Source organism: Rhodanobacter sp. B05 (assembly GCF_002001085.1).
GTDB lineage: Bacteria > Pseudomonadota > Gammaproteobacteria > Xanthomonadales > Rhodanobacteraceae > Rhodanobacter.
In genome coordinates this window covers 91,802-109,701 of record NZ_MUNU01000008.1, presented here as the reverse complement: position 1 = coordinate 109,701, position 17,900 = coordinate 91,802, and the positions used below count along the sequence as shown (strand labels likewise).

The window sequence follows — 17,900 nt, the reverse complement described above, 5'->3', positions numbered from 1 at the left end:
AGGATTTTCCCAACCCGTTCGCACTGAGCGTAGCTCGCGCCAACGAGCGAAGTCGAAGTGTCTCCGCGCACCCTTCGACTTCGGCCTTGCGGCCTACGCTCAGGGCGAACGACTGTTCCGGTCAGCTCTCGACTAGACCGTTTCCGTAACCTTGTTCAGATGCGGCGGCACATCGGGATTGAAGCCACGGCGCAGCGCCAGTTCGCTGGCCGCACGATAGAAGCTCTGGATGATCAGCAGCGGCGTGCACAACGCCGGCAGGCCGGCGGGCACCGGCAGCGCGCCGGCGCCGAGCTGGCCCGGCGCCGCCACGAATACCTGCGCGCCGCGGGCGCGGAACTCGTTCGCCACCGCCAGCGTGCTCGCCAGCGTGTCGTCGTCCTGGGCGAAGCAGAGCACCGGGAAGTCCGGCCCGACCAGGGCCATCGGCCCGTGCTTGACCTCGGCCGCGCTGAACGCCTCGGCGTGCAGCCCGCAGGTTTCCTTGAATTTCAGCGCCGCCTCCAGCGCGATGCCGAGGCCGAAGCCGCGGCCGACCACGAACAGGTTGTGCGCGTCGACCAGGCCTTCGCTGAGCGCAGACCAATCCGCATCCCAACCGGCACGCAAGGCATCGGGCAGGGCGCGCAGCGCCGCGGCCAGTTCGTCGTCGCCGCGCCAGCGCGCGCACAAATGCAGCACCGCGGCCAGCGCGGCGATGTAGCTCTTGGTCGCCGCCACGCTGCGCTCCGGTCCCGCATGCAGCGGGATCACCGTGTCGGCCAGCGCGGCCAGCGGCGAATCCTCCACGTTGACCAGCGCCACCACCCGTGCACCAGCCACCTTGGCCGCCTGCGCATTGCGCAGCAGGTCCGGGCTCTTGCCCGATTGCGAGATCGCGATGAACAACGCGCCCTGCCAGCACTGCTCGGCGGCGTAAACCGAGGTGACCGACGGCGAGGCGGAGGCGGTGACGATGCCGAGCTGGGTCTCGAAGACGTACTTGGCGTAGGCCGCGGCGTGGTCGGAACTGCCGCGCGCGCAGGTGACGATGAAGCGCGGCGGCGCGGCGCGCAGCGTGGCGGCCAGTGCGCTGACCACCGCTTCGTTGGCGGCGAACTGACGCGCCACGACCTCGGCGGACTCGTGTGCTTCGCGATACATCAGGGTGTGGCTGGCGGTCATGCGCGTCCTTCAGTCGGTGTGCAGTTCGGCGACGAAATCGTAGATGTCGCCGCGATACCAGGAAGTGGTGAACTCGACCACGCGGCCGTCGTCGAGGAAACTGCGCCGTTCGATGTTCAGCCCGGCGCTGCCCACCGCGACATGCAGCAGGCGCGCCTGCTGCAGGTTGAGCGACACCGCGCGCAATCGCTGCAGGGCGCGGCGCGGGCGACAGCCGAGTTTTTCCAGCGCCTCGTACAGCGAGTCGTGCACCAGCAGCGGATCGGGCAGCACGCTGGCCGGCACCACGCTGCGTTCGATCGCCAGCGGTTCGTCCTGGCCGTAGCGCACGCGATGCAGTCGTGCCACCAGGGTGCCCGGCGACAGGTTCATCGCCATCGCCTCCTCGGGGGTGACTTCGCCGACCACCCGCTCGAAGAACTCCGAACGCGGGCGCAGGCCGCGCTCGCGCAGGTCCTCGGTGAAACTGGTCAGCCGCGACATCGGCTTGACGATGCGTTCGGCGATGAAGGTGCCGGCGCCGTGGCGCTGGGTCAGCAGGCCTTCCTCGACCAGGCCGGCGATCGCCTTGCGCACGGTCACCCGCGACAGCATCAGCGCATGCGACAGGTCACGCTCGCTGGGCAGCGCATGGCCGGGCTCGATGTCGCGCTGCTGCACCACGTTGCGGATCGCCTGGCGCAGGCGTAGATAAGCCAGCGGCTGGTGATTGGCCGGGTCATGGCAGATCCGGCGGTATTCCGTGGTCAAGGCGGTTTGCATGACGCGAACAATACCAATACATATCCACATGCCGCAAGTCGGCTGAACACAAGGGCTTTCAAAACCCGCCTGCAGCATGCCATTTCTTCGGCCATGGTCGCCGGAATGAATTCGTATGCAGGCTGGTAGTTTTGGTGGTATTTCACTGGTATGATCATCGCCCACCCGGCGCAGGCGCCGCGATGCAGGCCCCTGCCCACCACCGGCAACGTGTCGAGGTACTCGCGTGACAGCTTCCCAGCAATCGGTAGAACCGTTCGACCTGGTCATCTTCGGCGGCACCGGCGACCTCGCCGTGCGCAAGCTGCTGCCGGCCCTGTTCCACCGCTTTCTCGACGGCCAGATTCCGGCCAGCAGCCGCATCGTCGGGATCGCCCGCGAGGCGCTTGACGACGCCGGCTACCGCGCGCAACTGCGCGAGGCGCTGCTGAAGATCTGCGATGCCGCCAAGCTCGACGAATTCCTGAAGCAGGTGTTCTACCGTCCGCTCGATGCGCGCAAGGACGACGGCTGGGACGACTTCGCCGCGCTGATCAAGGCCGAGCCCGAACACGTGCGGGTGTTCTACCTGTCCACCTCGCCCGAGCTTTTCGTCGACCTGTGCCGGCGCCTTGGCGAGCACGGGCTGAACCTGGGGCAATCGCGCGTGGTGATGGAAAAACCCATCGGCCGCGACCTGGACAGCGCGAACCGCATCAACGACGCGGTGGGCAAGGTCTTCAGCGAATCGCAGACCTTCCGCATCGACCACTACCTCGGCAAGGAAACCGTGCAGAACCTGCTGGTGCTGCGCTTCGGCAACGCCTTGTTCGAGCCGCTGTGGAACTCGGCGCACATCGACCACGTGCAGATCACCGTCGCCGAAACCGTCGGCGTGGGCCACCGCGCCGGTTACTACGACCATGCCGGCGCGCTGCGCGACATGGTGCAGAACCACATGCTGCAGCTGTTGTGCATGGTGGCGATGGAACCGCCGTCGTCGCTGGCGCCGGACGCGGTGCGCGACGAGAAGCTGAAGGTGCTCAACGCGCTCAGGCCGATCGGCGACGCCAACGTGGGCTCGCTCACCGTGCGCGGCCAGTACCGCGCCGGCGTCGCCGAAGGCGACCACGTGCCGGGTTACCAGGAGGAACTGGGCAACACCAGGTCCAACACCGAGACCTTCGTGGCGCTGAAGGCGGAGATCGCCAACTGGCGCTGGGCCGGCGTGCCGTTCTACCTGCGCACCGGCAAACGCATGCCGGAACGGGTCTCGGAAATCGTGGTGACATTCAAGCCAGTGCCGCATTCGATCTTCGCCGCCGGCTCCGGCACGCTGGCACAGAACCGGCTGGTGCTGCGGCTGCAGCCGGACGAAGGCGTGAAGCTGTGGCTGACGATCAAGCACCCCGGCCCCGGCGGCCTGCGCCTGCGTCACGTGCCGCTGGACATGAGCTTCGCCGAGGCGTTCGGCGTGCAGCAGCCCGATGCGTACGAACGCCTGCTGCTCGACGTCGTGCGCGGCAACCCAACCCTGTTCATGCGTCGCGACGAGGTCGAGGCCGCATGGCGCTGGGCCGGTCCGATCCTGGCCGCGTGGTCGGCCAGCGGCGAGACGCCGCGTCCCTACGCGGCCGGCAGCTGGGGGCCGAGCGCCTCGGTGGCGCTGATCGAGCGCGACGGTCGCACCTGGCACGACGACAATGAATAGACGTCCGTCTTTACCCGCGCTTCACCCGCTGCCTGCACCTGTTGCGGCAGGCTGCCCCGTCCCGCCCACCCCGTAGCCCGATCCGCCATGAGCACGCCACTGAACGTCACCACCCACAGCTTCACCGACAGCCAGGCCCAGGCCCGGGCACTGGCCGAGCGCGTGGCCGAACGCCTGCGCACCGCCCTGAGCGAACGCGACCACGCCGTGCTGGCCGTATCCGGTGGCAGCACGCCGAAGGATTTCTTCGAGCGTCTTTCGCGCGAAAAGCTGGACTGGACGAAGGTGCTGGTGACCCTGGTGGACGAACGCTGGGTGCCGGACAGCGACGAACGCTCGAACGCACGACTGGTGAAATCGCACTTGCTGCAAAACGCCGCGAGCCGTGCCCGACTGATTCCTCTATACACCGGCGACGCCACCCCGGAAACCGGCCTGGCCGAAGCCAACGCGCGCATCGACGCACTGCCGCTGCCGTTCGACGTGGTGGTGCTGGGCATGGGCGAGGACGGTCACACCGCCTCGTTCTTTCCCGGTGGCGATCACCTGGCCGAGGCGCTGGATCTGCACGGCAAGACACGCGTGCTGCCGATGCATGCGCCCGACGCCGGCGAGCCGCGCATCACGCTGACCCTGCCCACCCTGCTCGAAACCCGCGCGCTGTACCTGCTGGTGTCCGGCGAGAAGAAGCGCGACCTGCTCGCCGATGCCCGGCTCGGCCTCGGCGCCGCGCGCGATTACCCGGTGCGCGCCGTGCTGACCCAGCAACGCGTGCCGGTGGCGGTGTACTGGTGCCCTTAGCCGGCGGCTGAAAGCCGCCGGCTAAGCGACCCACGGATGGGTCGCTCGCCGAGTAACGACGCAAGTCGTTGCTCGGTCGGAGGCTCGTCAGGCGATAGCCGGACGAGCCGAGTCGACAAGGCGCAGGAAAGCGCCTTGTCGACATCATGGAACGCATGCTGTTGCTTGCGCTTCCGCCTTTTCTCTCAACGATTCCGGATCCAGACCATGACCACGCTGCACCCCGTCGTCGCCGAAGTCACCGATCGCCTGCGCGAACGCAGCCGCGACACGCGCGAGGCTTACCTCAAGCGCATCGACGCGGTGGATCGCAGCGGGCCGCAGCGCGGGCATCTTTCCTGCGGCAACCTCGCCCACGGTTTTGCCGCCTGCGGCAGCGAGGACAAGCAGGCACTGCGCAGCGGCCAGCGCGCGAACCTGGCGATCGTCACCGCCTACAACGACATGCTCTCCGCGCACCAGCCGTACGAGCGCTACCCCGCGCTGATCCGCCGGATCGCGCGCGACAGCGGTTTCACCGCCCAGGTCGCCGGCGGCGTGCCGGCGATGTGCGACGGCGTCACCCAGGGCCGCGCCGGCATGCAGCTGTCGCTGTTCTCGCGCGACCTGATCGCGATGGCCACCGCCGTGGCGCTGTCGCACGACATGTTCGACGGCGCGCTTTACCTGGGCATCTGCGACAAGATCGTGCCCGGCCTGCTGATCGCCGCGCTGAGCTTCGGCCACCTGCCCGGCGCCTTCGTGCCCTCCGGCCCGATGCCCAGCGGCATCCCGAACGAGCAGAAGTCGAAAGTGCGCCAGGCCTTCGCCGACGGCAAGGCGAGCAAGGCCGAGCTGCTCGAAGCCGAAGCCGCCTCGTACCACGCCGCCGGCACCTGCACCTTCTACGGCACCGCCAACTCCAACCAGATGCTGATGGAGATCATGGGCCTGCACCTGCCTGGCGCCAGCTTCACCGCGCCGGACACGCCGCTGCGCGACGCGCTCACCGCCGAGGTGGTGCGCCGGATCGCCGCGCAGAGCGCGCTGGGTGAACACTACCTGCCGCTCGGCCACATCATCGACGAGCGCGCGATCATCAACGGCGTGATCGGCCTGCACGCCACCGGCGGCTCGACCAACCACCTGCTGCACCTGGTGGCGATCGCCCACGCCGCCGGCATCCAGCTGCGCTGGGACGATTTCGACGCGCTCTCCGGCGCGATCCCGCTGCTGGCGCGCGTCTATCCGAACGGCTACGCCGACGTGAACCAGTTCCATGACGCCGGCGGCATGGCCTTCCTGATCGACCAGTTGCTCGGCGCCGGCCTGCTGTACGGCGACGTGCAGACCATCTTCGGCGCCGGCCTGGAAGGCTACGCGCAGATCCCGCAACTCGACGCCGCCGGTGCCTTGCACTGGACGCCGGTATCGAAGCAGAGCGGCAATCGCGGCGTGCTGCGCGGGGTGGACGAACCGTTCCGCGCCGACGGCGGCCTGCGCATGCTGCAGGGCAACCTGGGCCGCGCCGTGATCAAGGTCTCCTCGGTGCCGGACGACCGACTGCTGATCGAGGCGCCGGCCATCGTGTTCCACGACCAGGACGAGGTCGCCGGCGCGTACAAGCGCGGCGAGCTGAACCGCGATTTCGTCGCGGTGGTGCGCTTCCAGGGCCCGCGCGCGAACGGCATGCCCGAACTGCACAAGCTCACCCCCACGCTGGCCCTGCTGCAGGATCGCGGCCACCGCATCGCCCTGCTCACCGACGGGCGCATGTCCGGCGCCTCCGGCCGCGTGCCGGCGGCGATCCACGTCACGCCCGAAGCGGTGGCCGGTGGCAATCTTGCCAAGATCCGCGACGGCGACATGATCCGGCTGGACGCGACGAATGGACGTCTGGACGTCCTGATGGAAGCGCACGAACTGGATGCGCGTCTGCCGGTCACGGCCGATCTTTCCAGTCAGCACAGCGGCATGGGGCGCGAGTTGTTCGGCCTGTTCCGCCAGGCCGCGGCCAGCGCCGACCTCGGCGCCGGCGTACTCTGACCTCAATCTCGTCGTAGGAGCCCGCTCGCGGGCGATGCTCTTGCGAATCCCGGCTTTCAACAGACGAATGTCTGGTCATCCCGAATCCCGTGTGAAGAGCATCGCCCGCGAGCGGGCTCCTACCTACCACCAGATCACAGCGAACCGACCATGAGCCTGATCGAGCAGAAGCAGCAGCAAATCGAAGCCACCATGCGCCTGGCCCGGGTCATCCCGGTGGTGGTGATCCATGACTTGAAGGCCGCGGTGCCGATGGCCCGCGCGCTGGTCGCCGGCGGCACCCCGGCGATCGAGGTGACCCTGCGCACGCCGGTGGCGCTGGAGGCGATCCGTGCGATCGCCGCCGAGGTCGAAGGCGCCGTGGTGGGTGTCGGCACGGTGCTGAGCGCAACCGACCTGCATGCCGCGCAACAGGCCGGCGCACGCTTCGCGGTATCGCCAGGCATCTCGCCGTACCTGCTCGATGCGGCCGAGGACAGCGCGCTGCCGCTGCTGCCCGGCGCGGCCACCGCCAGCGAGGCGATGAGCCTGCTCGAACGCGGCTATCGCCACCTGAAGTTCTTCCCCGCAGTGCCGGCCGGCGGCCACAAGCTGCTCGGCGCCTGGGCCAGTCCGCTGCCGCAGATCCGCTTCTGCCCCACCGGCGGCATCAGCCTGACCAATGCCGCGGATTTCCTGGCGCTGCCCAACGTGCTCTGCGTGGGCGGCTCGTGGCTCACGCCGGCGGACAAACTCGGCGCCGGCGACTGGGCCGGCATCGAGTTGCTGGCGCGCGAGGCGGCCCGCCTCTGACGAGGTCAGGCAGGCCGCGCGCGCCTGACCCCGCGCATCATTTCTGCAGCAGTGCCTTCGCCCGCTGCACCACGTTCTCGACGGTGAAGCCGTACTCGCGCAGCAGCGCGTCGGCCGGGGCCGAGGCGCCGAAGCGGTCGATGCCCAGCATGTCGCCATGCTCGCCGGTGTAGCGACGCCAGCCCTGGGCCACGCCCATTTCCACCGCCAGCCGGGCGCTGACGTCCGGCGGCAATACCTCATCGCGATAGCTTTGCGGCTGCGCCTCGAACAGTTCCCAGCTCGGCATCGACACGCAGCGCACGGCGATGCCGCGAGCTTCGAGCTGCGCGGCGGCTTCCAGGATCAGACTCACTTCGGAGCCGCTGGCGATCAGGATCAGGGCCGGCTTGCCGTCCTTCGCGTCGCTCAGCACGTAGGCGCCCTGGCGCACGCCGTCCGCGCTGGCGTAGCGCGTGCGATCGAGCGTGGGCAGCTTCTGCCGCGACAGCGCGAACAGTACCGGCCGACCGGTCGTGGCGACCGCCACTTTCCACGCCACCGCCGTCTCGTTGGCGTCGGCCGGACGGATCACGGTGAGGTTGGGAATCGCACGCAGGCTGGCCAGCTGCTCGACCGGCTGATGGGTGGGGCCGTCTTCGCCCAGCGCGATGCTGTCATGGGTGAACACGTGGATCGCATGCACGCCCATCAGCGCAGCGAGGCGGATCGCCGGGCGCATGTAGTCGGAGAAGATCAGGAAGGTCGAGCCGTACGGCACGAAGCCGCCATGCACGGCGAGCCCGTTGACGATCGCGCCCATCGCATGTTCGCGCACGCCGAAGTGCAGGTTGCGCCCGGCATCGCTCCAGCCGGCGCTGTCCGAGCCCTGAGTGTCTTCGCCCTTGGTGACCGCAGGGTTGAAGTCGCCGAAGCCCTTGAGGTTGGTGAAGGTGGAGGAGTCCAGATCGGCCGAGCCGCCGAACAGCGCGGCTAGCTTCGGCGCGATCGCATTCATCACCTTGCCGCCGGCCTCGCGCGTGGCGATGCCCTTGGCGTCAGCAGCGAATACCGGGATGTCGCTGTCCCAGCCGTCCGGAAGCTCGCCATGCAGCCGCGCGCGAAGTTCGCCGGCGAGCTCGGGGAAGGCCTTGGCATAGCCGTCCAGACGTCCATTCCAGTCGTCCTGCGCCTGCTGGCCGCGCGCCTGGGCCTCGCGGAAATGCTGCAGCGCCGGCTCGGGGACCAGGAAATCCGGCTCCAGCGGCCAGCCCAGCTTCTGCTTGGTCGCCTTCACCTCCTCGACGCCCAGCGGCGAACCGTGCGCCTTGAAACTGTCCTGCTTCGGCGAGCCATAGCCGATGTGGGTGCGCACCAGGATCAGGGTCGGTCGCGCGGTGTCGGCCACGGCTTCATTCAACGCGGCGTCGATCGCGGCGACGTCGTTGCCGTCGGCGACCTTGATCGTCTGCCAGCCATACGCCTCGAAGCGCTTTGCCCGATCTTCGGTGAAGGTGATATCGGTACCGGCGGCCAGCGTCACGTAGTTGTCGTCGTACAGGCACACCAGCTTGCCGAGTTTCAGATGGCCGGCCAGCGAGGCGGCCTCCGACGCCACGCCTTCCATCAGGTCGCCGTCACCGACGATCACCCAGGTGCGGTGATCGATCACCGTGTGGCCGTCGCGGTTGTAGGTCGCCGCCAGCTGCGCCTCGCCGATCGCCATGCCCACCGCGTTGGCCAGGCCCTGGCCGAGCGGGCCGGTGGTGACTTCCACGCCCGGCGTGTGGCCGTATTCGGGATGCCCCGGCGTCTTGCTGCCCCATTGGCGGAACTGCTTGATGTCGTCCAGCGACACGCCGTAGCCGGTCATGTGCAGCAGGCTGTAGAGCAGGGCCGAACCATGTCCGGCGGACAGCACGAAGCGATCACGATCGGCCCACTGCGGATCGGCCGGGTGATATTTCATGTGCTTCGTCCACAACACATAGGCCATCGGCGCCGCGTCGAGCGGCAGGCCGGGATGGCCACTGTCCGCCTTCTGCACCATGTCCACCGAGAGGAAGCGAAGCGTGTTGATGCACTGCTGGTCCAGCGACGAATCGGTCATGTGGGATCCCGTGGTAGGCAAGGCGGCCGCCTTGAGTGGGTAGTGTGATCGCGTGCGGGTAAAGCCGCCGTCAAACGACGGGCGCCGCGGCACGCAATCGTTGGCGTCGCCGGTTTCATGCTCGCCGGCTTCTCCAGATAGCTGCTGCCTGGCACGTTCCGCCAATGGCGGGCAAGTGCGTGGCCATGTGCGGCAAGCTGCCGGTTATGCAGATGCCCGCCCGCCGGGCAGCCCACCAGGCAGATCGCGACCCGTGCGAACAGCGTCAGCGCGGGGGAGTTACCCTTGATCCGGCGAAAAAAATGTTTGCGCGGCAACCTGCCTTGCGGAGACGGCGGCGATGGCAACGGCACGGACCGGCGCCATGATGGCGGATGCTTGTTGGCCAAGGTCGGGGGTCAGGGTGGTCCCGGTCGCTCGTTCTGCATCATCACCCCGTAGGCCACGCGCCCGCCTGCCGGCACGTCCATCGGCGGCCAACTGATGGGTCGAAAGGTGTCGCCTACCCGATCGCGCCGAACAGTTTGCCTGCAGCGGCGGTAATGATCATGGCCAGCGCACCCCAGAAGGCGATGCGCAACATGCCAGTGCCGATGGCGGCGCCGCCCGCACGGGCCGCTATGCCGCCGAGTACGGCCAGAAACAGCAGTGAGGCCGCGAACACCAGAGGCAACAAGCCGCTGGCGGGGGCCAGCGCGGCCACCAGCAGCGGCAGCAGCGCGCCCGCCGCGAAGCTCAGTGCGGACGCGCCGGCGGCCTGCAGCGGGCGGGCGCGCAATGCTTCGGTGATGCCCAGTTCGTCGCGCGCATGGGCATCAAGTGCGTCGTGCGCCATCAACTGCACGGCCACCCGTCGGGCCAGCGCCGGCTCCAGGCCGCGTGCCATGTAGATGGCAGCCAGTTCCCGGTGTTCTCCGTCGACGTCGGTCTGCAGCTCGTGGCGCTCCCTGTCCAGTTCGGCCTTTTCGCTATCGGCCTGCGAATGCACCGACACGTATTCACCGGCAGCCATCGACATCGCCCCGGCGACCAGGCCGGCCAGGCCGGCGGTCAGAATGTTGCTGCGGTCGGCGTGCGCAGCGGCCACGCCGAGCACCAGGCTGGCGGTGGAGACGATCCCGTCGTTGGCGCCGAGCACGGACGCCCGCAACCAACCCATGCGACCCGTGACGTGACGTTCGTGGTGGCGGCGTCGATGCATGCGGTGGATTCCGTGGCTGCAGTGGCACGGCGCTGTTCACGCGCCGATGGGATCAAACCATCCGCTTCAAGGTGTCGTCGCGGCGGCCGAAGTGGTGCCACAGCGCAGCCAGGATATGCAACGCGATGACATAGTAGAAAACGGTGCCGAGAGTGGAATGGATGTCCTCGAAACGATGCCCCAACGCGCGGTCAGGCTGGCTCACGAACGAGGGCAGCAGGGTCATGCCGAACAGCGCGACCGGCTTGCCCTCGATCTGCAGGGTGATCACCCCCAGGATGGGTTGGACCAACAGGAACGCGTAAAGCGCCACGTGCGTGAGCTTGCCCAGCAGCTCGCTCCAGCGCGGAGGCGCCGGCGTCACCGGCGGCCGACCACCGCGCAGGCGCAACGCCAGCCTCGGCAGAATCAGCAGCAGCACCGCAAGGCCGACGAGGTAGTGAGCGCCAAGCACGTTGGCGCGGGTGGGGCTGCCCTTGGCGAACAGTTCGAACAGGTTGATGAACACGTAAGCCAGCAGCACCAGAGAGAAAATCAGCCAGTGCATCCGGCGAATGGCGGGCGCAAAGCGAGGCTTCGGTTGGTCGATGGGCAAGGCAGGACTCCGCTAAGGTGGAAGCGCATGACCTTGGCGTCTTCATGCGCCGACGCATGATGTCGAGTTTGCGCTTATTCGGCTGCGAGCGCGCTATCGACGATGTGCTGTGCCTCGGCAAGCAGGCTCTTGAGGTGAGCCTCGTCCTTGAAGCTTTCGGCGTAGATCTTGTAGATCGCCTCGGTGCCGGACGGCCGCGCGGCGAACCAGCCGCTGGCGGCGACCGCCTTGATGCCGCCGATCGGCGCGCCATTGCCGGGCGCCTTGTCCAGTACCTGCTCGATCTTCTCGCCCGCCAGCTGGTCGCTCTTCACCTGCGCGGGCGACAACCTGGCCAGTTTCGCTTTCTGCTCGGGCGTGGCGGCTGCGTCGACGCGGTTGGCAAACGGCTTGCCGAGTTCGCCGGCCAGCTGCACATACAGTTCGCCGGGGTCCCTGCCTTCGCGCGCGGTGATCTCGGCCGACAACAGGGCCGGCACCAGGCCGTCCTTGTCAGTGGTCCACACCGAGCCGTCGTGGCGCAGCAGCGACGCACCCGCGCTTTCCTCGCAACCGAAGCCGAGCGAGCCATCGAACAGGCCTTCGGAAAACCACTTGAAACCGACCGGCACTTCGTAGAGTTTGCGGCCCAGCCGCTGCGCCACGCGGTCGATCAGCGCGGTGCTGACCACGGTCTTGCCGACGGCGGCGTTCGCGCTCCACTGCGGCCGGTGCCGGAACAGGTAATCGATCAGCACCGACAGGTAATGGTTCGGCTCCATCAGGCCGTTGCTGCGGGTGACGACGCCGTGGCGGTCATGGTCGGTATCGCAGGCGAACGCGACGTCGTATTTGTCCTTCAGGCCGATCAGCCGCTGCATCGCGTACCTCGACGACGGGTCCATGCGGATCTTGCCGTCCCAGTCCACCGTCATGAACGCGAATTGCGAGTCGACCACCGCGCTCACCACGGTAAGGTCGAGCTTGTAGCGGTCGGCGATCGGCTGCCAGTAATGCACGCCGGCGCCGCCCAGCGGATCGACGCCCATCTGCACGCCGGCGCCGCGGATCGCGTCGAAGTCGATGATGTTGGCGAGGTCGGCCACATAGTTGTTGAGGAAATCGTGGTCGTGCGTGGTGGCGGCCTTGCGCGCCTGCGCCAGCGGCATCCGCTTCACCCCCTTCAGGCCACCTTCGAGCAGCGCGTTGGCGCGCTGTTGCACCCAGTTGGTGATGTCGGTATCGGCCGGTCCGCCGTTGGGCGGGTTGTACTTGAAGCCGCCGTTGTCCGGTGGATTGTGCGAAGGCGTGATCACGATGCCGTCGGCCAGACCGCTGTTGCGTCCCCCGCTGCTATGCAGTTTGTTGTAGACCAGGATCGCGTGCGACACCGCCGGCGTGGGCGTGAACTCGCCACCGCTGGAGAGCATCGTCTGCACACCGTTCGCCGCCAGCACTTCCAGCGCACTCTCCAGCGCCGGCTGCGACAAGGCATGGGTGTCCGCGCCGATGAACAGCGGGCCGTCGATGCCCTTGCCCTTGCGGTATTCGCAGATCGCCTGGCTGATCGCCAGGATGTGCCATTCGTTGAAGCCGCGCTCGAACGAACTGCCGCGATGGCCGGACGTGCCGAACGCCACGCGTTGCGCGGCGACCGACGGATCGGGCTGCAGGTCGACATAGGCGGCCAGCAGCTTCGGCACGTCGACCAGGATCGACTTCGGTGCCGGCTTGCCGGCGAGCGGGCTGATCTTCTGGCTCATGGACGTTCCGTTGTCGGGTGGTCGCGCAGCTGGCGGTAACGACGGATCAGGGTGTTGGTGGAACTGTCGTGGGCGAGCTTCGGCTCGTCCTTCGCGGTCAGTTCCGCAATCGTGGTTTTGGCCAGTTGCTTGCCCAGCTCCACGCCCCACTGGTCGAACGAGTCGATGCCCCAGATCACGCCCTGCACGAAGACGCTGTGCTCGTACAAGGCGATCAGGCTGCCCAGCACATGCGGCGTCAATCGCTGCGCCAGGATCGTCGTGCTGGGCCGGTTGCCGGGAAACGTGCGATGCGGCACCAGCACTTCGGGCGTGCCTTCGGCGCGCACCTCGTCCGCGCTCTTGCCGAACGCCAGCGCCTCGCCCTGGGCGATCAGGTTGGCCATCAGCAGGTCGTGCTGCTGGCCGCCGCCCTGAACAGGCAAGGGGTTCAGGCTCTGCCCGAAGCCGATGAAATCGCACGGCACGATGCGCGTGCCCTGGTGGATCAGCTGGTAGAACGAGTGCTGGCCATTGGTGCCCGGCTCGCCCCAGTAGATCGGCCCGGTGGCGTAGTCGACCGCGGTGCCGTCGAGCGTGACGCGCTTGCCGTTGCTCTCCATGGTGAGCTGTTGCAGATAGGCCGGGAAGCGTTTCAGGTATTGCTCGTAGGGCAATACCGCGACGGTGGCGGCATCCAGGAAGTTGTTGTTCCAGATCGCCAGCAGGCCCATCAGCAGCGGCAGGTTGCGCTCGGTCGGGGCATGCCGGAAATGCTCGTCCATGGCGTGGAAGCCGGCCAGCATCTCGCGGAAATGCCCGGGCCCGATCGCCAGCATGGTCGACAGCCCGATCGCCGAATCCATCGAGTAGCGCCCGCCGACCCAGTCCCAGAAGCCGAACATGTTGGCGGTGTCGATGCCGAACTTCGCCACGCCTTCGGCATTGGTGGAGACCGCCACGAAATGCTTCGCGACCGCGCCGCTCTTTTCAGGATCGGCGTCGCCCAGCGCCGCCACGCTCCACGCACGCGCGGCGTGCGCGTTGGTCAGCGTTTCCAGCGTGGTGAAGGTCTTGGAGCAGACGATGAACAGCGTCTCGGCCGCGTCCAGGTCTCGGGTGGCTTCGACGAAGTCGGTGCCGTCCACGTTGGAGACGAAGCGGAACGTCATCGCCCGCTCGCTGTAGTCGCGCAGCGCCTCGTACGCCATCACCGGGCCGAGATCGGAACCGCCGATGCCGATGCTGATCACGTTGCGGATGCGCTTGCCGGTATGCCCCAGCCACTGGCCGCCACGCACGCGGTCGGCGAATTTCGCCATGCGGTCCAGCACTTCGTGCACGTCGGGAACCACATCGTGGCCGTCGACCAGGATCTGCTCGCCACGCGGCGCCCGCAGCGCCACGTGCAGCACGGCGCGATCCTCGGTGCGGTTGATGCGCTCGCCGCGGAACATCGCCGCGGTGCGCTGCGGCAGCTCGCAGGCGGTGGCCAGCTCGCGCAGCAGGCGCAGGGTGTCGGCGTCGACACGCTGCTTGGAGTAATCCAGATACAGGCCGACGTCCTCGAGGCGGAAGGCCTCGCCGCGAGCCGGGTCATCCGCGAACAGCTGGCGCAGGTGGCGCTCGCTCATCACCGCCGCGTGCTGCTGCAGCGCCTGCCACGCCGGCAGTCTCCTCAAGGCTGACTGGCTCATCGCATCGCCGGTCCCTTGGCCTTGGCGTCGAGCGCACTGGCCTTGTCCGCGATCCGCTGCAACAGCTGCTTCCAGGATTTGACGAACGCATCCGCGCCGTCCTGCTGCAGCTGCAGCGCCAGCGCGTCGACATCCACGCCGGCCTTGCCGATCTGCGCGAGCATGGTGTCGGCGTCGCCGCCGTCGATCGGCATCACGCCGGCCAGCTGGCCGTGGTCGGCAAAGGCATGCAGGGTCTTCTCCGGCATCGTGTTGATGGTGTTCGGTGCAGCCAGCGAGCTGATGTACAGCGTGTCCGGTGCGTTCGGGTCCTTGGTCCCGGTGCTGGCCCACAACAGGCGCTGCGGCTGCGCGCCGGCGGCGGCCAGTTTCTGCCAGCGCGCCGACGCCAGCAGTTCGCGGTAGGCACGATAAGTCTGCCGGCCCACCGCGATGCCCAGCGTGTTGTGCAGCGCATCCGGCAAGGCCTTGTTGCTGGCCACGTCCCAGCGGCTGATGAACAGCGACGCCACCGAGCCCACGCGCGGGTCCATCCCCGCCTCGATGCGCCGCTCGATGCCGCGCAGGTACGCCTCGGCGGCGGCCTGGTACTGGGCGCAGGAGAACAGCAGGGTCACGTTGATCGGAATGCCGAGGAAGATCGCCTCCTCGATCGCCGGCACGCCTTCCGGGGTACCGGGAATCTTCACGAACAGGTTGTCGCGCTTGCCGGCGGCGTGGATCTGCCGGGCCGCGGCGATCGAGCCGGCGGTGTCGGCGGCCAGCAGCGGGGAGACCTCCATCGAGACCCAGCCGTCGACGCCGGCGCTGCGCTGGAATACCGGTGCGAACAGGTCGGCCGCGCGGCGCAGGTCCTCCAGCGCCAGTTCGACGAACAGCTTTTCGCCGCTCAGGCCGGCCAGTGTCTTGGCGTGGATGCCGGCATCGTAGGCGTCGCCGTCGCCGATCGCCGCGTCGAAGATGCTGGGGTTCGAGGTCAGGCCGGTGATCGAGTCCTCACTGATGTAGCGCGCCAGCGTGCCGTCGTCGAGCAGGGTGCGGGTGATGTTGTCCAGCCACAGGCTCTGGCCGAGATCGTGCAGTTGTCGGGTCGCTTTCATGCTTGCTCCGTGGACGTTGCTTCAATGGGTCGCAATCGGTTTCAGTCGGCTGCCAGCGCAATCGCCGGCGCACTCGGCAGGAAGTCTTCAAGCTTACGCCCGCGCAGCTCGCCGATGCACGCGATGACGAGATCCGGCGCCGGCGCGATGGTCTCGCGCGCGCTGTCCGCGGCGTAATGGCCCTGGCGCACGAACACCGTGGTCAGCCGGGCACCGAGCTGCTGCTTCATCGCCGCCAGGATCTGCGGCTTGTCGTCCACCATCACGTAGTGCGCGGCGGGATAGCGCTGCTGCATCGCCACCAGCATGCGCTGCTTGTGCAGGTAGATCAGCACCTCGCCGCGCACCGCCGCCCAGATCCCGGCGTGCTGGATCTTGCGCGGCTGGAACACCACGTCGCCATCGGACAGGATCACCGTGGGCGCCAGCGTGCGCAGGTGGGCGATCGTCTCCAGCGCGTGCGGATACAGGCGCTCGGCGAACGGATATTCCAGCAGGTATTTCGACATCTGCAGCAGCGCGGGCTCGTTGTCCAGCCCGCGGCGAAAGTGCTGCAGCGCGCCCAGGTAGTCGGCGTAGCCGAGCTCGTCGCGCAATTGCGCGTAGATCGACCAGTAACGATCGCGTTCGCCGGCGCCGAATGCCTGGGCCAGGGTATCGCCCAGGTCGTCGGCAAAACGGTCGTTGTCGAGCAGGGTGTTGTCGACATCGAGCAGGAACACCAGGGCCGCCGCCTCGCTCATGCCGTCGGCTCCAGCACCGGGTTGTGCCAGCCGCCGTCGGCCGCGATCAGATCGTCGGCCTGCTTCGGTCCCCAGCCGCCCGGCGTGTACGGAATCGCCTTGTGATGCTTTTCCAGCACCGGATCGACCACCATCCAGGCCGCCTCGACCGCCTCCTCGCGGGTGAACAGCGCGCCGTCGCCGGCCATCGCGTCGCCGAGCAGGCGCTCGTAAGGTGTCTCCTCGCCGGACTGCTCGTCCATCAGGTACAGCTCGCGCTGGTCGCCGACAAATTCCTTGCCCACCCGCTTGACCCGTGCCGCCAGCGCCACCGCCGTGTTGGGCGACAGCCGAAAGCGCAGATAGTTGGCGCGACCGGCGCTGATCGCCGCATCGTCGAACAGCTTCTGCGGCGGCGGCTTCAGCTCCACCACGATCTCGGCCACGGTCTCGGGCAGGCACTTGCCCGAACGCAGGTACCACGGCACGCCGCCCCAGCGCCACGAGTCGATGAACAGGCGCAGCGCGCAATAAGTCTCCACGTCCGAGCCCTTCGCCACGCCGGGCTCCTTGCGGTAGCCGCGGTACTGGCCGCGCACCAGGTCGTCCGGCGCGAGCGGGCGCATCGCCTGGAACACCTTGGTCTTCTCCGCATGCACCGCGCCGAAGCCCTGGTAGGCCGGCGGTTCCATCGCCAGCAGCGCCACGATCTGCAGCAGGTGGTTCTGGATCACGTCGCGCAGGCAGCCGGCGCCGTCATAGAACGCGCCGCGACCCTTCACACCGAACTGCTCGGCCAACGTGATCTCCACGCTGGCCACGTGGTTGCGGTTCCAGATCGGCTCCAGGAACGAGTTGGCGAAACGAAAGTACAGGATGTTCATGATCGCCTCCTTGCCCAGGAAGTGATCGATGCGGAAGATCGCATCGTCGGGGAACACCGAACGCAGCACCCGGTTGAGTTCCTGCGCCGAAGCCAGGTCGTGCCCGAACGGCTTCTCCACCACCACCCGCGCATCCTTCGCGCAACCGGCCTGCTGCAGCCCCTCGACCACCGTGCCGAACAGGCTGGGCGGAATCGCGAGGTAGTGCAACGGGCGCTTCGCCCTGCCCAGTGCCTTCTTCAACTGCGCGAACGTGGCCGGGTCGGCGTAGTCGCCATCGACATACTGCAGTCGTTCGGCGAGCCGCTCGAACACCGCCTTGTCGAGCTTTTCGCCGCTGTCCTTCGCCGCCTGCCTCACGCTGTCGTGGGCGCGCTTGCGTAGCTGCTTCACGCTCCAGCCCGAATGCGCCACGCCGATGATCGGCACGTCGAGGTCGCCATCCCGCGTCATCGCCAGCAGGGCCGGGAAAATCTTCTTGTAGGCGAGATCGCCAGTGGCGCCAAAAAATACCAGGGCATCCGAGCGGGGCAGGGCCATGTGCTGATGTTCTCCATCGTCGAGGTGATGCGGGTGGCGTCGGCCGGGCGGTGATCGGCACGGCGCCGTGGCGCACGCGATCATGCCGGAAACCGAGGCCCGCCCCGCCGAGCGTGC

At 67.9% G+C, this 17,900-nt stretch carries 14 protein-coding genes; 4 read left to right on the top strand and 10 right to left on the bottom strand.

The annotated features are described in order from the left end of the window. Nucleotides 1-132: 132 nt before the first annotated feature. Together B0E47_RS02950 and B0E47_RS02945 are read right to left on the bottom strand one after the other, a co-directional pair. Nucleotides 133-1,164 (bottom strand): SIS domain-containing protein, encoded by a 1,032-nt coding sequence (locus B0E47_RS02950; protein WP_077512355.1) that lies wholly within the window; start codon nucleotides 1,162-1,164, stop codon nucleotides 133-135. Nucleotides 1,165-1,173: 9 nt separating this feature from the next. After that, nucleotides 1,174-1,926 (bottom strand): GntR family transcriptional regulator, encoded by a 753-nt coding sequence (locus B0E47_RS02945; protein ID WP_077512353.1) that lies wholly within the window; start codon nucleotides 1,924-1,926, stop codon nucleotides 1,174-1,176. A 226-nt stretch (nucleotides 1,927-2,152) separates the two neighbouring features. Between B0E47_RS02945 and zwf (B0E47_RS02940) the strand changes: the two genes are divergently transcribed. The 4 genes from zwf (B0E47_RS02940) (at nucleotide 2,153) to eda (ending at nucleotide 7,234) form a co-directional block, all read left to right on the top strand. Continuing rightward, nucleotides 2,153-3,616: a glucose-6-phosphate dehydrogenase gene (zwf, locus tag B0E47_RS02940; RefSeq protein ID WP_077512351.1), complete on the top strand. Its 1,464-nt coding sequence runs from the start codon at nucleotides 2,153-2,155 to the stop codon at nucleotides 3,614-3,616. A gap of 87 nt (nucleotides 3,617-3,703) precedes the next feature. After that, nucleotides 3,704-4,417, top strand: coding sequence for a 6-phosphogluconolactonase (gene pgl, locus B0E47_RS02935; RefSeq protein WP_077512349.1), 714 nt, complete (start codon nucleotides 3,704-3,706; stop codon nucleotides 4,415-4,417). A gap of 207 nt (nucleotides 4,418-4,624) precedes the next feature. Further along, nucleotides 4,625-6,442 carry a phosphogluconate dehydratase gene (gene edd / locus B0E47_RS02930; protein ID WP_077512347.1) on the top strand — a complete coding sequence of 606 codons (1,818 nt, stop codon included), beginning with the start codon at nucleotides 4,625-4,627 and terminating at the stop codon, nucleotides 6,440-6,442. A 150-nt stretch (nucleotides 6,443-6,592) separates the two neighbouring features. Further along, nucleotides 6,593-7,234 carry a bifunctional 4-hydroxy-2-oxoglutarate aldolase/2-dehydro-3-deoxy-phosphogluconate aldolase gene (eda, locus tag B0E47_RS02925; RefSeq protein ID WP_077512345.1) on the top strand — a complete coding sequence of 214 codons (642 nt, stop codon included), beginning with the start codon at nucleotides 6,593-6,595 and terminating at the stop codon, nucleotides 7,232-7,234. Nucleotides 7,235-7,271: 37 nt separating this feature from the next. On the opposite strand, the gene tkt is transcribed toward eda, so the two are convergent. From tkt to zwf (B0E47_RS02885), 8 genes are all read right to left on the bottom strand, one after another. Continuing rightward, on the bottom strand, nucleotides 7,272-9,323 hold the full coding sequence (gene tkt, locus B0E47_RS02920) for a transketolase (protein ID WP_077512343.1): 2,052 nt from the start codon (nucleotides 9,321-9,323) through the stop codon (nucleotides 7,272-7,274). A gap of 502 nt (nucleotides 9,324-9,825) precedes the next feature. After that, nucleotides 9,826-10,524: a VIT family protein gene (locus tag B0E47_RS02915; RefSeq protein WP_077512341.1), complete on the bottom strand. Its 699-nt coding sequence runs from the start codon at nucleotides 10,522-10,524 to the stop codon at nucleotides 9,826-9,828. A 52-nt stretch (nucleotides 10,525-10,576) separates the two neighbouring features. Next, nucleotides 10,577-11,119, bottom strand: coding sequence for a cytochrome b (locus B0E47_RS02910; protein ID WP_077512339.1), 543 nt, complete (start codon nucleotides 11,117-11,119; stop codon nucleotides 10,577-10,579). Nucleotides 11,120-11,193: 74 nt separating this feature from the next. Then, nucleotides 11,194-12,861 (bottom strand): phosphoglucomutase (alpha-D-glucose-1,6-bisphosphate-dependent), encoded by a 1,668-nt coding sequence (pgm, locus tag B0E47_RS02905; protein WP_077512337.1) that lies wholly within the window; start codon nucleotides 12,859-12,861, stop codon nucleotides 11,194-11,196. Next, a complete protein-coding gene (gene pgi / locus B0E47_RS02900; protein WP_077512335.1) occupies nucleotides 12,858-14,537 on the bottom strand; it encodes a glucose-6-phosphate isomerase in 1,680 nt (559 codons plus the stop codon). Before pgi ends, pgm begins: the two co-directional genes overlap by 4 nt. Further along, nucleotides 14,534-15,637: a transaldolase gene (tal, locus tag B0E47_RS02895; RefSeq protein WP_077512333.1), complete on the bottom strand. Its 1,104-nt coding sequence runs from the start codon at nucleotides 15,635-15,637 to the stop codon at nucleotides 14,534-14,536. Before tal ends, pgi begins: the two co-directional genes overlap by 4 nt. Nucleotides 15,638-15,678: 41 nt before the next feature. Beyond that, nucleotides 15,679-16,380: an HAD family hydrolase gene (locus tag B0E47_RS02890; RefSeq protein WP_077512331.1), complete on the bottom strand. Its 702-nt coding sequence runs from the start codon at nucleotides 16,378-16,380 to the stop codon at nucleotides 15,679-15,681. Beyond that, nucleotides 16,377-17,783 (bottom strand): glucose-6-phosphate dehydrogenase, encoded by a 1,407-nt coding sequence (gene zwf / locus B0E47_RS02885; protein ID WP_077512329.1) that lies wholly within the window; start codon nucleotides 17,781-17,783, stop codon nucleotides 16,377-16,379. The genes B0E47_RS02890 and zwf (B0E47_RS02885) overlap by 4 nt, the downstream gene beginning before the upstream one ends. Nucleotides 17,784-17,900 lie beyond the last annotated feature (117 nt).

Excerpts from the sequence above, each read along its gene's own strand:
- B0E47_RS02950 (WP_077512355.1), bottom strand. The coding sequence starts at position 1,164 with ATGACCGCCAGCCACACCCTGATGTATCGCGAAGCACACGAGTCCGCC.
- B0E47_RS02945 (WP_077512353.1), bottom strand. The coding sequence starts at position 1,926 with ATGCAAACCGCCTTGACCACGGAATACCGCCGGATCTGCCATGACCCG.
- pgl (WP_077512349.1), top strand. The coding sequence starts at position 3,704 with ATGAGCACGCCACTGAACGTCACCACCCACAGCTTCACCGACAGCCAG.
- edd (WP_077512347.1), top strand. The coding sequence starts at position 4,625 with ATGACCACGCTGCACCCCGTCGTCGCCGAAGTCACCGATCGCCTGCGC.
- eda (WP_077512345.1), top strand. The coding sequence starts at position 6,593 with ATGAGCCTGATCGAGCAGAAGCAGCAGCAAATCGAAGCCACCATGCGC.
- tkt (WP_077512343.1), bottom strand. The coding sequence starts at position 9,323 with ATGACCGATTCGTCGCTGGACCAGCAGTGCATCAACACGCTTCGCTTC.
- B0E47_RS02915 (WP_077512341.1), bottom strand. The coding sequence starts at position 10,524 with ATGCATCGACGCCGCCACCACGAACGTCACGTCACGGGTCGCATGGGT.
- pgm (WP_077512337.1), bottom strand. The coding sequence starts at position 12,861 with ATGAGCCAGAAGATCAGCCCGCTCGCCGGCAAGCCGGCACCGAAGTCG.
- pgi (WP_077512335.1), bottom strand. The coding sequence starts at position 14,537 with ATGAGCCAGTCAGCCTTGAGGAGACTGCCGGCGTGGCAGGCGCTGCAG.
- tal (WP_077512333.1), bottom strand. The coding sequence starts at position 15,637 with ATGAAAGCGACCCGACAACTGCACGATCTCGGCCAGAGCCTGTGGCTG.
- B0E47_RS02890 (WP_077512331.1), bottom strand. The coding sequence starts at position 16,380 with ATGAGCGAGGCGGCGGCCCTGGTGTTCCTGCTCGATGTCGACAACACC.
- zwf (WP_077512329.1), bottom strand. The coding sequence starts at position 17,783 with ATGGCCCTGCCCCGCTCGGATGCCCTGGTATTTTTTGGCGCCACTGGC.